The 13,131-nt window shown below is 44.4% G+C and carries 14 protein-coding genes; all 14 read right to left on the reverse strand.

Translation table 11 applies throughout. The features are described from left to right. Positions 1–958: hypothetical protein (locus A3761_RS09350; RefSeq protein ID WP_156491778.1), on the reverse strand; the 958-nt coding region annotated here is incomplete at its 3' end. A 30-nt stretch (positions 959–988) separates the two neighbouring features. Beyond that, a complete protein-coding gene (locus tag A3761_RS09355; protein ID WP_068508133.1) occupies positions 989–1,417 on the reverse strand; it encodes a hypothetical protein in 429 nt (142 codons plus the stop codon). Positions 1,418–1,465: 48 nt separating this feature from the next. Beyond that, positions 1,466–2,059 carry a hypothetical protein gene (locus tag A3761_RS09360; RefSeq protein ID WP_068508134.1) on the reverse strand — a complete coding sequence of 198 codons (594 nt, stop codon included), beginning with the start codon at positions 2,057–2,059 and terminating at the stop codon, positions 1,466–1,468. Between the two features lie 8 nt (positions 2,060–2,067). Then, positions 2,068–2,367 (reverse strand): hypothetical protein, encoded by a 300-nt coding sequence (locus A3761_RS09365; protein ID WP_068508136.1) that lies wholly within the window; start codon positions 2,365–2,367, stop codon positions 2,068–2,070. Between the two features lie 80 nt (positions 2,368–2,447). Next, a complete protein-coding gene (locus tag A3761_RS09370) occupies positions 2,448–2,702 on the reverse strand; it encodes a hypothetical protein (RefSeq protein WP_068508138.1) in 255 nt (84 codons plus the stop codon). A 217-nt stretch (positions 2,703–2,919) separates the two neighbouring features. Continuing rightward, the gene (locus A3761_RS09375; protein WP_068508141.1) at positions 2,920–3,210 is read right to left on the reverse strand and encodes a DNA-binding transcriptional regulator; all 291 of its coding nucleotides are present in this window, start codon (positions 3,208–3,210) and stop codon (positions 2,920–2,922) included. 5 nt (positions 3,211–3,215) lie between these two features. Then, positions 3,216–3,527 (reverse strand): hypothetical protein, encoded by a 312-nt coding sequence (locus tag A3761_RS09380; RefSeq protein ID WP_068508142.1) that lies wholly within the window; start codon positions 3,525–3,527, stop codon positions 3,216–3,218. Positions 3,528–3,600: 73 nt separating this feature from the next. After that, entirely contained in the window at positions 3,601–5,010 is a 1,410-nt protein-coding gene (locus A3761_RS09385; protein WP_082865112.1) for an HlyD family type I secretion periplasmic adaptor subunit, read from the reverse strand. After that, positions 5,007–7,331 (reverse strand): type I secretion system permease/ATPase, encoded by a 2,325-nt coding sequence (locus A3761_RS09390; RefSeq protein WP_156490314.1) that lies wholly within the window; start codon positions 7,329–7,331, stop codon positions 5,007–5,009. Before A3761_RS09390 ends, A3761_RS09385 begins: the two co-directional genes overlap by 4 nt. 95 nt (positions 7,332–7,426) lie before the next feature. Beyond that, entirely contained in the window at positions 7,427–7,828 is a 402-nt protein-coding gene (locus tag A3761_RS09395) for a hypothetical protein (RefSeq protein ID WP_068507607.1), read from the reverse strand. A 72-nt stretch (positions 7,829–7,900) separates the two neighbouring features. Next, entirely contained in the window at positions 7,901–9,259 is a 1,359-nt protein-coding gene (locus A3761_RS09400; RefSeq protein WP_068553083.1) for an HD-GYP domain-containing protein, read from the reverse strand. Between the two features lie 508 nt (positions 9,260–9,767). Next, positions 9,768–11,240, reverse strand: coding sequence for an aminomethyl-transferring glycine dehydrogenase subunit GcvPB (gcvPB, locus tag A3761_RS09405; protein WP_068508146.1), 1,473 nt, complete (start codon positions 11,238–11,240; stop codon positions 9,768–9,770). Beyond that, on the reverse strand, positions 11,240–12,610 hold the full coding sequence (gene gcvPA / locus A3761_RS09410) for an aminomethyl-transferring glycine dehydrogenase subunit GcvPA (protein ID WP_068508148.1): 1,371 nt from the start codon (positions 12,608–12,610) through the stop codon (positions 11,240–11,242). Before gcvPA ends, gcvPB begins: the two co-directional genes overlap by 1 nt. Positions 12,611–12,779: 169 nt before the next feature. Next, positions 12,780–13,131: glycine cleavage system protein GcvH (gene gcvH / locus A3761_RS09415; RefSeq protein WP_068750144.1), on the reverse strand; the 352-nt coding region annotated here is incomplete at its 5' end.

The raw sequence follows: 13,131 nt of genomic DNA on the forward strand, positions 1-13,131 counted from the left end.
TAACTCCACGCCCCCCTACCATATCTATTGGCAACTCTTGCTCTGGTGTTACTAAATAATACAAAGCCCAAGGAGCTCCCTTACCGCTGCCGTGCTGCTCAACAAATAAACCAACATTAGTAGGCGCTATAACAGACGAACCAGCCTTAGACCAAGGACCTAAACAATAGTCCTTTACCTTTAGCGTCCAATCTTTACGACCTAACCACCAAACGCCAACTCCAGGACATGGTTTATACTGCGTCATATAAGAAAAATACCCATCAAAATATGGATAGTACAATGCAGTACCATTAATTGAATTAACAACATCAGGCTCGGAACTTAGTTCTTTGTAGCTAACACCATCTGCATTAACTAACTCTACACTGTCAAACTTCTCTCCAGTCGAACTTAACTTCACTATGAACCCATCTTCCCTTAACAGTTCCCTGATTCCTTTGCGCTGTTTAGATTTACCTGGCCTCGAGTAGTATCCACACCTAACGGCTGAACGTAATCGTCCATTCAGTTCAGAACCTCGCCGAGAAACAATCTTAAAATTTCTAGGTTGATATTCGAACTCTAGCGGCTCTGAAGAAGGCCATGAAGAGACAAATAGAGTGTCATTGGAAAAGCAATATCGACGGAGCTTCCTCTTTTGACTTTGGGTATCTACCAATTTCGTATAAGAGCCATCCGTAACATTCACAAGGTATAAAGCTTTTTCGTTTTCAATCTCTGCCATGGTGACTATTTCATTGTCACTTACCCAGTAGATGCCTCCGTGTCCTGACCGTGCACTCCATCCGAATTGATCAACCTTGATATCCTCAAACTCAGTAAAGAAGCTGTCATCAGGTAAATACTGAACATCTGTGCTGTAATAGCGAGACAACTCCAAAGTTCCATAAATACCAATTGGTGCGATTGATAAGATCGTTATTTTCTTAAGCCATTTAAGTAATACTCTTAACATTTACCAGACCTCCTACCCAAGCCGACAGAACTAGCCTCCAACAAAAGCACTAAGCCCAACCCAAATCCCAACAAAAAATAAAATCATAAGAGATAAAACCAGAAGAATGGTGTACACAATTGATGCCTTAAAAGCCTTCCAATAGCTTTCCCTAAAAATCCATTTAGCAAGCAACACCTCTGTCGCAAAGCCAATCAGTGCACTCAAATTTGAATAGTTTTCCACGTAGAGGCCTATAGGCTGCTCCATGCCGTAAATGACTTGGGTCGTTGCAACATAAAGCACCTGGAAAACCACTCCAAGCAGAATCAAGAGCACCCAGAAGTAGGCATACTCTTTGAATATGGCGTTTTCAAAAACGATTACCTTCTTGGTCACCCAAGCATAAAGAACGGGCGCTAATATAATTGCTAGCAAACCAACGACAAGATAGGTGAGAAATGCGACTAATATACCCATATTTTCTTCCTTAAAATTTTCAATTCATTCCGTTATCGGTCGTTAATACTAAGCCACCGCAGCGACTAAGCGTTCAAGCTCTTTGATTCGACTCGCCTTTTGCTTAACGAGTATTTCTTCGTGAATCTTTAATACAATACTTTTTAAGAGTTCCGTTGTGGTTTCTATCTGAGCCCTAGCTTTAAGCACCTCTATCTCTTCAGCCACGTAACGCCCTTTTAGTGATATTCTTTTATTCGCTCGACCTTTTGCCAAATCACTCTTAAGCAAAGGTAGTAAATCCTTGGGCGCAATCGAGTTCTCATAAAAAGCATGAATGTAGTATTTAATCAGGCTAGGAATAAAATCAGCACTAGCTCCGAGACTATCGCTAGCCAAGTTTAGGACATCAACTAAGTGAGAGGGCACTCGGCCTTCCACTGATTTACGCTGCTTATCTAACTGCTTCTTAATAGCTGGAGTAGATTGATGAGGAATCGCAGCAACACTATCGCAGGCATCACAAACACCCGCCAATATGTTCTTAACACTACCACTGTCATCACTAAAGGGGACGTCTCTCAACTTAAACGTGGAATTTTGTACTGACTCACAGGTATGACAAAGAACCTTTCCCACATCACCCTCTTTTAATATTTTCATAACTGGCCTCATTGATGCACACTTATAAACACAGCATTTGGTTCTATAAAAAACCACTTTATATACCATGACTGGCGCCGATACCGAGTCTTAATAAGGTGCACATTTATACTTTGATCTTTATGATGCGGACTGACCTCGTAGTCGTCTCCTCGAGTATGCTTAATGATTTCTGCTAGCTCTTCGATCGAAACATCACCTACTTCCAACAAGTTCTTAATCTCGATATTGTTTCTGGCTTCATGCAAAACATTTCCATCATATATACATTGCAGGATCCGCTTTTTAACGTCCTTGAACTTATTCATTGCCCCCTCACAGAATAATTGTACGACATTATACGTACCTATATCAATTCCTGGTATCTGTGTCTGAAAAGCTGTCAGACCTACTTCCCAGGCCTACCCGATCCTCTATTCTCGACTCTTCGACCCATACGCCTTTCAATCTCATCTACAAACTTTCCTGTGCCTGTTAGTTGACACCGCTCCACTGCGACTCCTAAATCATTCTTTGCTTCAATCAAGACCTCCAAATAGTGCTGGTCATCTTCATCACACAAAAACGCTGCCGTCTTATCATGTCCTCGCTGGACAATATGATGAGGGCAGCTTGACACTATCAGGCGCTTTCCTCTCGGCATAGCTCACCTCCTTGTTTGCTATACAGACTGAATCAAAAGACTTCACATCTATTTTCTGTATTTAAAAATTAAATGTGACACCTTTTTCTTCAAAGGATCGATAGAATAAAAAAGTTACTTGCGAGCTGGAGTTGTAGGTACAACCATTATGGGAAATTAGTTATAGCAGATGCAGGTCAACAAAGAGATAAACAAACCTATTAAGTAATTCTCAAAATTACCCATTCAAAGTGCGCAGAGCATATTCTGGGTCTTTGTCTAGCAAACGAAGCAAAGCTCTCGCGGGACCTGTTGGATAACGCCGCCCCTGTTCCCAATTTTCTAATGTACGCTTACTGACACCAATGAGTCCTGCGAAACGGGTTTGAGATAAGCCAATTTTTTCACGAATCGCCTTAACTTCAGGCTCTTCAAATTTAAAGTTACGCGATGTGCCCGCTTTACCTTCAACTATATCATCCATTTCCTGAACGCTCGCCAGCAGTTCACTAAAGTCATTATCTTTCATATCATTTACCACCTCTCTACAATGGTTTTTAATATCGCCAATTGATCTGAAGTTAAGCTTTCTTGTTTACCCTTTGGATAAACATACAGCATACGAATTTGTTCATCGCTTACCACCCAATAGTAAATAACTCGCACACCACCACTTTTACCTGCAGACTTAAGCTTCCAACGGATCTTACGCAAACCTCCAGAACCTCTAATCAGGTCACCAAGGTCAGGCCGATTAACCAGCGTTTCTTGTAGCTCTCGATATTGTTCATCAGGCATCAATTGCTTAATGAGTTTGGTAAATACGCTTGTTTCAATAATAACCATAAACACAACTATACGCCACTGACGTATTCTGACATTAAATTAAACAGATTAAAAGATAAGATGCCTATAACGACTACCTCTCTCCCAAACTCTCTTGCTTATACCTCAACAAAGGCGATAAAAAGTACTCTATCAAGCGCCTCTTCCCTGTCTTCACTTCAGCCATCACCGACATCCCCGGTGACAGTTTCACTTCTCTACCTTCTACCACTAATTGCTCTTTGGCCAAGGCTACCCGAGCACTATAAACCAAGCCCAAATTCTCATCTTGTATCGCATCGTCAGAAATGCTCTTAATCTCTGCATCAATCAAACCGTACTTGGTGAAGTTAAAGGTATCGACTTTGACTTCAGCTTTCTGCCCTTCTTGCACAAAACCGATGTCTTTATTAAGAATCATCACGTCCACTTCCATTTTGCTTTGGTCCGGTACAATCACCAAGAGTGCTTGGGCGGGTGTGACTACGCCTCCAATAGTATGGACTGCTAATTGCTGCACTTGACCATCTATTGGTGAAACGATTGCTTGTTGCTGGTTTCTCTGTTTTGCTTTGACGAGTTCTTGCTTTAGGCCTTCTAATCTCAGTTCAAATTCTTGCTTTTGCGAGAGCGTTGCTAACTGCTGTTCTGCCAGTAATGAGTGGGTTTGTTTTTCGATGGCAAGTATTGAGCTATCCAGTTGCTTGAATCGGGCTTGTTGTACTTTCAAGTCTTGTTCTTGTTCGATTAGCTCTTGCTTGAGTTCTAGGTATGGAAGCTTTGAGCCGTAGTCTTTTCGGTGGAGTTGTTCGAGCGCATCGACTCGTTCGGCCAGTACGGGTATGACTCTTTCTTTTTTCGTTGCTTCCGCTTCGACCATTTGTTGTTCTGCTTGGAGCTTTTGTCTTTCAACTTCCAGGGATGAGAGCTTGGCGTTAAGTTCGGTTTTCTGTTGTACGAGAAGGTTTTGGTGGCTCGTCGATTTTAACGGGGCCAAAGCCTGCGAACCTACTCCCTTTAAAACTAAACTCAGCCAATGATCGAAGTGCGATAGCCTTTCAATATTCATTGATAGTTCGGCAATCTCGTGTGCTAAACGATCTACATCGGCCTGTGTTTGCGTGCTGTCTAGCGTTATGAGCGGCTCACCTTGTTTGACGCTTTGCCCTTCTCTGACGTGAATCGCTTTGATCTTTCCCGCTTCTAAGGGCTGAATATGTTTGATGTGTTCGCTTGGAATCACTTTACCTTGCGCAACCGCAACAATATCAATCTTGCCAAAGTAAGCCCACACACAGGCAATAGTGAATAGTATTACGATTGCCCAGATAATGGCTCTGCCGGCTGATGAGGCTGGGGTTTGTTCTACTTCAATAGCAGCCGGTAAGAACTGGTACAGTTCTTTATGCGAGACTGACTGATCTTTATGAAGGAAAGCAAACAGCCCTTTCTTTGTTTTTTCTTCAGAGACATCACCCACAGGGAGTTGAATTGAGGAGCTCATTCCACACCTCCATCTGTTTCACTTTCCATCTGATTAGCTGTGGATGTTTTCGGCTTGGAGACTATCTTCGCCTTAGGTAAATTCATCGCTAGTTTATTCGTGGGCTTAGCTGTTTTACCTTCGTCTTTTTTGACCTCGCGAATGCTAGGAATATGACTTTGATGGCTATGTAGCTTGGCATAGTAGCCATTCAGCTCGAGCAATTCATCATGGCTTCCGCTTTCAACAATTCGCCCGGTTTCAATGACGATAATTCTGTCTGCTGCACGAACGGTTGATAGACGATGAGCGATAATAAATACCGTTCTGTCTTTGCATATCGAGCGCATATTGTCTTGAATGATACGCTCAGACTCATAATCCAAGGCACTGGTCGCTTCATCAAAGATCAGAATGCGGGGGTTGGTAATGAGCGCTCTGGCAATAGCGATACGTTGCTTTTGCCCTCCTGATAATGAAGCGCCTTGCTCGCCCACCACGGTGTCGTAACCTTCTGGAAGTTGTAGAATGAATTCATGTGCACCTGCTAAGGTTGCGGCTTCGATCACTCTATCCATGCTCATGCTTGGGTCTGCCAAGGCGATATTGTCTTTGACTGAACGGTTAAATAGAACGTTTTCTTGAAGCACCACGCCTATCTGTCTGCGTAGCCATGCCGGGTCAACCTGTGCGACATCGACACCATCAACCAGCACTCTGCCTGACTCGGGCACATATAGCCTTTGCACGAGTTTGGTTAAGGTACTTTTGCCTGAACCTGAGCGACCAACAATGCCTATCACTTCTCCGGGCGAAACTTCCAAGCTTAAATCTTTGAGTATTTCAGGTCGATCTGGCTGATAGCGGAAGGTAATATGTTCTAGTGACACCTTGCCTTTCAAGTCAGGCAGCGTTGTTCTGTTTGGGTTATGACCAGGTTCTGCCGGCGTATTAAGAATATCCCCCAAGCGCTCTAATGAAATGCCTGCTTGCTGGAAGTCTTGCCAGAGTTGAACGAGCCTCAGAATCGGTGCACTGACTCGGCCTGCGAGCATATTGAATGCGATCAACTGCCCGACACTCAAGGAGCCTGCAATCACCAGTGTTGCACCCACCCAAAGGATTAATACTGTAACTGCCTTGTTAATAAAGCCCGCCGTTTGGCTGGCGATATTGCCTAGGTTCATCGCCTTGAAAGAGGACGACACATAAGCAGCTAGTTGCTCTTCCCAACGACGTTGCATTTGAGGCTCGACAGCCATCGACTTAAGCGTTTCAACGCCTGAAATGGACTCGACCAAGAAAGCCTGGTTCTCTGCTCCGTGCTTGAACTTTTCGTTTAGGCGGTTTCTAAGAACTGGCGTGATTGTCGCCGATAGAATCACATAAAGGGGAATCGAACCTAACACTATCCATGTGAGGGTTGGGCTGTAGTAGTACATCACCACAAAAAAGATCACGGTAAAAAGGATATCGATAATCAGCGTTAAAGCAGAGCCAGTAATAAACTCACGAATGGTATCCAACTCTCGAACTCTGGCTACAGTATTCCCCACTTGCCGTGCATTAAAGAATGATATGGGCAGACGCAAGAGATGGTTATATAACTGCGACCCTAAGGTCACATCAACCCGATTGGTGGTATGCGAGAAGACGTAGGTTCGAAGGCCATTCAAAATCACATCGAATAAGGAAACGACGATTAAACCGAAGCACAATACATCGAGCGTAGTTAAGCCCTGATGGACGAGTACTTTGTCGATAATCACCTGAAAGAACAACGGCGTAATTAGTGCAAATAACTGAATAAAGAAGGAGGCAACCAAGACCTGCATCAAGATCTTTTTGTACTTGATAATAGCGGGGATAAACCAGGAAATATCAAATTTACCGTTCATACCTGGCAGGAGTGAACGTCGAGTAATTAGAATAATTCTGCCATTCCAATAATCTTCGAATTCACTAAGAGTGAAGACTTGTGGTTTTTCAGAACCAGGCACTTGAACAAGAACCTTTTCATCTGCGACTTTGGCAAGAATAAAGTACTCACCATTTTTACTCAGGCCTATCGCAGGTAAGGCCATCTTTTCTAACTTAGCGATGTCTGCTTTTGTTAGTGAAGCTTTAAGTTTTAGGTGTCTAGCAGCACGAACGATATCTTTATCATTCAGACAAGAGGCCGAGTTTTTAGCTTCGGATGAAGGTTCATTAGTACCAAAGTAATGACGAATCTGCTCTGGATCTGCAGCGACTTGGTGATAACGTGCTATTGATACCAGGCAAGCTAAGCCCGTATCAACGGATGAAGACTTTCCAGCCTCATTTGAAGCATGACTAGACAAAACGATTTCCTTATCGGCGGCATTCAATCTCTTCACATATTAATAAAAAGACAAAACACCAAACAGTTGTACCTACAACCTTCCAACAAAAAATCTTAAAAGAAGTCTTTAACCATTCCCAGGCGTACAGCATTCGATGCTAGCCGAGGGTTACTCGCAGCCCATTCGTAGTTGATGATGTAGTCTTTATCTTTTAAGCCCGGGCACTGGGCGTTTAGGTCGACGTGGCTTTCTGGGAACATTTGAAAGATCCAGAGGCATTCGTTCTTTTGCTTATAACGAAACCAGAGTACGACATCGCCTTTACGAGAAGAGTCATTGTAAGTGCGAAACTTCAGGCGGCTGGATGTCCGGAAGCTGACATCCTCAACTCTAAGGCCCTGATCATCGAAGTAAAAGCCACCGTTTTTGAGGTAAACCGGCGTTAAGGCAATAGTTATGATGACCATGGCGCCAAGCCAGGCGCTGCGGATTAGGTTCTTTTTAGTTATTTTCATTATCGATAAGACTAAACGTTGTTATTGTGCCTTTAAGCGTAGCAACGATTAGCCTATGTCGCAATATTCCGCCTACTCTTCAGCAAAACATGAGTAGGTTTCAAAGGCTTCGAAGTGATCTTTGGGGATCGAATACAATAAGCTGGCGAGGTCATCGCAGCGGTTGATCCAGTCGCTACCTACTTTTTTGGCCGCATCTCGCATAGACCATTGCAAAGCCTTCAACTTATCCAGCACAGTTTCTAGCAGTAGCGCGACAACCTCAAGCTCTTCACACTCTCTAGCATTATGCTCAACCTCCAAGCAATCGGCCGCCTCACTGAGCCAACGCCGAACCTCTGAATCCCATAAACCTGAATTACGGTAGAGTTCCTCCAGGCCTGTGATGATCAACATGGAACGCTCTGTCTGTGCAATACTTTGCACCTCTCGCATCCCTACAGCACATTGCTTTGCAAGTTCCAACCAATGCACCATAAAACGCTGCTGCACCACCAAGTAACGTGATAGTTTGGGCATAAACTCTATGGGGATAACTTGAGCAAGGCCCTGGGCATTCTTACGCAGCATCTCGACGACGGCATGACATATATCACGATCAACCGCCTCTGATTCAGCCTGAATTAAAGGAATTAACTGAGAAGGCCCATAACCTCTCGGACGCAATTTTTTTCGATAGGCTTCATCAAGCATAACAGCAAGACCAACAACCTGTGCATCGAGACTATGCTTATCTCCGATAATGCCTTGCGGCCAGCCTGAACCGTCTTTACGTTCTTTATGCTCTTTGACTGCACGCCCTACCCGCTCGGACAGATTAGGTATATTTTCAAGAAACTCGCCCCCCAAAGACAACTGCTGCACATACATTTGTCGCTTTTCGCTATCGGGAAGCTTGTCAAAAATGGCAGCAATATCAGGGTCAATATTCAAGAAGCCTGCATCATGCATTTGTGTTGCGGTGAAGACAACTTCCATATCTTCATCATTGAGTCCAAGCTCAAGCGCAATGAGTATTGCAAAACCGGTAGCACTTTGAGTTGAATTAAAACGGGGCGATAAGCGATCTGCAAAAACTGTCAGCTTTTGAGATAGCAGTGGATAAGCACTGATTAAACCACACTGTCGAACCAGTTCCTTGGTTAAATCCATGCGATCCAAGCCCTTCAAGACCTTATTCTGTGCCTTACGAATCGAGTCAAACAATTCACTAGGTGATACGGTACTCGCCAAGCTAACTTGCAGTTCTATGGGAAGTTCCAGCTGAAAGCGCGCAATCTTATTGGCAACGTCTTCAGTGAGGTAGGTTCCTTTGGGTACAACTGTTGCCCCACGGTTATTACATATGTCTTGCGTCGTTAAAACCGGGTTATATTTATTAATTTCTACCAAGTGATCAGCATAAGGGTTCCGCTCTGAATACTGGTCCATATTAATAACGCTCCATTCAAGTCGTGCCACCCGCTTGGCAGGTGTATCTACAGCCAAAAGATAAATATAGATTTATCACATTTTTAAACTTTAAGCATTTGAAAAATATAATTTTTTCAAATTCTATTAGTATTATTTAGATCATTTTAGGTCAAAACAGGCCAAATTGATTAATACTCATACAACACAGCACTAAATACAGGTCTTCGTTTTGCGTAGCGAAGAGCATACAAACCTAATTTTAATTCTGGAAACGGATATATAGACTATAGAGAAATCGAAAGATTATGCCCTAAAAACAGCTAACAACTGTATATCAAGAACATAGAGCTAGAAATATTGTCTGTCAGGTAAGTCGTATTAGCTAATACCCTGCGACAACTCTCATCCATATTGAAATAGTAAGATAGATGCTAAAACGGATATTGCCAAGGCGTACGTTTGAAATAGTTTAGAAATTTTTAGGGCAGGATAAGGGTGCACCATAGCGCACCCTTTTGGAACATTTTTACTCTGCTGGCGCTGAGTAGGCTACATCAAGTTCTCGTGCAGCTTTAACATCATCCAGACGACGAACAGGTTGCGTATAAGGCGCACCTTTTACTGTTTCTGGTGTGTCTTCCGCTTCCTTCTGAATCGCTGCCATCGCCTTAACAAAGCCTTCTAGCTCGTCAATAGACTCTGTCTCGGTTGGTTCAATCAGCAAACACTCTGGTACCAACAAGGGGAAGTAAGTGGTCGGAGCATGGTAGCCGTAATCGAGTAAACGCTTGGCAAAGTCCATCGCCGTGACACCCAGACCTTTCGCTTGTTTGTTCATCGTCACAATAAACTCATGCGTGGCTCGACGCTCAGGATAGGCCAATTCAAAACCGGCATCAGCCATCAACTTAGCCATGTAGTTTGCACTCAAGGTTGAAAACTCACCAACTCGATGCAAGCCTTCTCGGCCAAGTAGTACTGCGTAAATGTAGGCTCGAAGAATAATCCCGGCATTACCCATGAAGGTACTTAGGCGACCGATGGAATCTACATTATCTGCTTGGGTCACCCAATGATAATTCTTAACGCCGTCTGCTTGCGCCTGACAACCCGCCATTGGCGTAGGCAGGTATGGTAGTAAACGCTCACCTACAGCAACTGGGCCAGAACCTGGTCCACCGCCACCGTGAGGTGTTGCAAAGGTCTTGTGCAAGTTCATATGCAGCACGTCAAAACCCATATCGCCCGGGCGTACTTTACCCAAGATCGCGTTCAGGTTCGCACCATCGTAATAAAGCAAACCGCCCGCGTCATGAACCGTCTTGGCAATCTCTTCGATCTGTCTTTCAAACACGCCGCAGGTCGAAGGGTTAGTCATCATGATCCCGGCTGTTTGTGGGCCAACTGCTTCTTTAAGCGCTTCCAGGTCAACATCACCGCCTGACTTTACAGGGATCTCTTTTACCTTATAACCACACATTACCGCTGTAGCAGGGTTTGTCCCATGAGCTGCTTCTGGAACGATAATTTCAGTTCTTCCAAAATCTTCACGTGCTTCGTGATAGGCTTTGATCATCGCAACACCGGCGAATTCACCTTGTGCACCGGCCATAGGGCTTAGTGATACACCCGCCATACCCGTCACTTCTTTAAGTACTTCCTGAAGCTCATAGACACATGACAAGTAACCTTGGCTATGCGACTCAGGCGCTAAAGGGTGACGAGATATAAAACCCGGCAAACTCGCTGCACGCTGCGCACCTTTTGGGTTGTACTTCATCGTACAAGAGCCCAAGGGATAGAACTGAGTATCTATCGAGAAATTCTTGCGAGACAAGTTAGTAAAGTGTCTCACAGTTTGTAATTCAGATACCTCTGGCATAAGCGCCGGCTTTTGACGTAGCAATTCCTGAGGAATCGTGGTCGCCTGGCTATCGGCTTTAGGAGGTAATTGCGCCGAAGCTGTTCTGCCCTGACTACCGTTTTCAAAAATCAACATTAGGCTTCTCCTCCTGCTAGCGCCCGGCTTAACGCGTTAGCGAATAAGTCCAGGTCGGCATCATTTTTCACTTCAGTCACACACACTAGAATACAGTTCTTCAAAGCATCAAAGTGTTGCTCAAGACCATAGCCCGCTAACACGCCCTGCTCAGCCATGCTTTCAAGTACTGCATCAGCATCGTTATCGACCTGTACAACCAGTTCATGGAAGAAGGCTTCGCCATTCAGCACTGACACTCCGTCAATTGCTTCAAGCTTAGCGCGCAATTTTTGAGTATTTTGATGACAAGCCATCGCTACCTGAGAAAGGCCCTTGTAGCCCATCAAAGACATATAAATCGTTGCTGCTGTAACCGCCAAGCCTTGGTTGGTACATATATTGGAAGTCGCTTTAGAACGGCGAATATGCTGCTCGCGTGCCTGTAAGGTCAGGGTAAAACCTTCTTTACCTTCCAGATCGACAGTACGACCAATAATACGTCCTGGCATTTGGCGAACCAGCTTTTCTTTACAACAGATAAAGCCAAAATACGGGCCACCCGATGCCATAGGAATACCCAATGGCTGACCTTCACCCACGGCGATATCGGCACCCTTATCTCCCCATTCACCAGGAGGCGTTAATAGCGCTAAAGCTGTCGGATTAACGACGCCAATAACCAACATGCCATTTGCCTGGCCCCAGTTGGTTAAAGCATTCACATCTTCCAACGAGCCAAAGAAGTTTGGCTGAGGAATTATCAAAGCGGCATAGTCTTGGCCAGCAAAGCTTTCTAACGCTGCACTATCAACGGCAAGCGCTTTATCGTCCATTGGCAATACATCAATGGAAATTCCCTGGTTGCTAACAATGTCATCAACCACTTGCTGGTATAGAGGATGTACGGTACCTGCGATCAGAGCCTTTTTGCTCTTGGACTTTCTGTTGGCACGAATCGCCATCAACACGGCTTCAGCTAGGCCCGATGCTCCGTCATACAAGGAAGCATTAGACATATCCATCGCCGTAAGCTGGCACATCATGCTTTGGTATTCATAGATTAGCTGCAAAGTCCCTTGGCTTGCCTCTGCCTGGTAAGGTGTATAGGCAGTCAGGAACTCACCACGCATCGTCACATCCCACACAGCAGCAGGAATATGATGTTCGTAGGCACCGGCACCAATAAAACATAGCGCACCTTCGTCTAATTGAGCACGCTCGCTCATTAGCCGCATCATTTCCATTTCGCCTAAACCTTCAGGCACACCATTCAGTGGTTTGGCTCGTAAGTGAGCTGGAATTTCATCAAACAGGTCATCGACTTTGTCGACACCAATAACATCCAACATCTTCTGGATATCGTGTTCCGTATGAGGAATAAAAGGCATTACACACCCTCTTTGCAGCGAGTTCCCAAAGCATTCACTCAGGAACTTAAAAAATAAAAACCTTTGCCGACTTGCTTCACCGAAATTGCACGATCTAAACAAGTATCACAAAGGTCTGAAATAATTAGCTGGCAAATGCTATCAGTTACCAGCTGAAACACTAAGTTTCTTAGTGCTCTTCTGCTTCACAAATTTCTTTGTATTCGTCAGCAGACAATAAGCCTTCAAGCTCTTGAGGATCAGAGATCTTCAATTTGAAGAACCAGCCATCATCATAAGGATCGCTGTTAACCGTTTCAGGCGAATCTTCCAAGCCTTCATTGGTTTCTAGAACCGTTCCACCAACAGGAGAAAAGATATCAGATGCTGCTTTAACTGACTCGACAACACCGGCTTCTTCACCTGCTTCAATGACTGCATCAACTTCAGGTAATTCAACAAATACCACGTCGCCCAGTAGGTCCTGTGCATGATCAGTAATACCTATAGTAACGGTTTCGCCATCTTCTTCCAGACGAACC

The organism is Oleiphilus sp. HI0123, assembly GCF_001635315.1.

Bases quoted from the DNA above. Each gene is read 5' to 3' on its own strand.
- A3761_RS09355 (WP_068508133.1), bottom strand. From the start codon at position 1,417: ATGGGTATATTAGTCGCATTTCTCACCTATCTTGTCGTTGGTTTGCTA.
- A3761_RS09360 (WP_068508134.1), bottom strand. From the start codon at position 2,059: ATGAAAATATTAAAAGAGGGTGATGTGGGAAAGGTTCTTTGTCATACC.
- A3761_RS09365 (WP_068508136.1), bottom strand. From the start codon at position 2,367: ATGAATAAGTTCAAGGACGTTAAAAAGCGGATCCTGCAATGTATATAT.
- A3761_RS09370 (WP_068508138.1), bottom strand. From the start codon at position 2,702: ATGCCGAGAGGAAAGCGCCTGATAGTGTCAAGCTGCCCTCATCATATT.
- A3761_RS09375 (WP_068508141.1), bottom strand. From the start codon at position 3,210: ATGAAAGATAATGACTTTAGTGAACTGCTGGCGAGCGTTCAGGAAATG.
- A3761_RS09380 (WP_068508142.1), bottom strand. From the start codon at position 3,527: ATGGTTATTATTGAAACAAGCGTATTTACCAAACTCATTAAGCAATTG.
- A3761_RS09385 (WP_082865112.1), bottom strand. From the start codon at position 5,010: ATGAGCTCCTCAATTCAACTCCCTGTGGGTGATGTCTCTGAAGAAAAA.
- A3761_RS09395 (WP_068507607.1), bottom strand. From the start codon at position 7,828: ATGAAAATAACTAAAAAGAACCTAATCCGCAGCGCCTGGCTTGGCGCC.
- A3761_RS09400 (WP_068553083.1), bottom strand. From the start codon at position 9,259: ATGGACCAGTATTCAGAGCGGAACCCTTATGCTGATCACTTGGTAGAA.
- gcvPB (WP_068508146.1), bottom strand. From the start codon at position 11,240: ATGTTGATTTTTGAAAACGGTAGTCAGGGCAGAACAGCTTCGGCGCAA.
- gcvPA (WP_068508148.1), bottom strand. From the start codon at position 12,610: ATGCCTTTTATTCCTCATACGGAACACGATATCCAGAAGATGTTGGAT.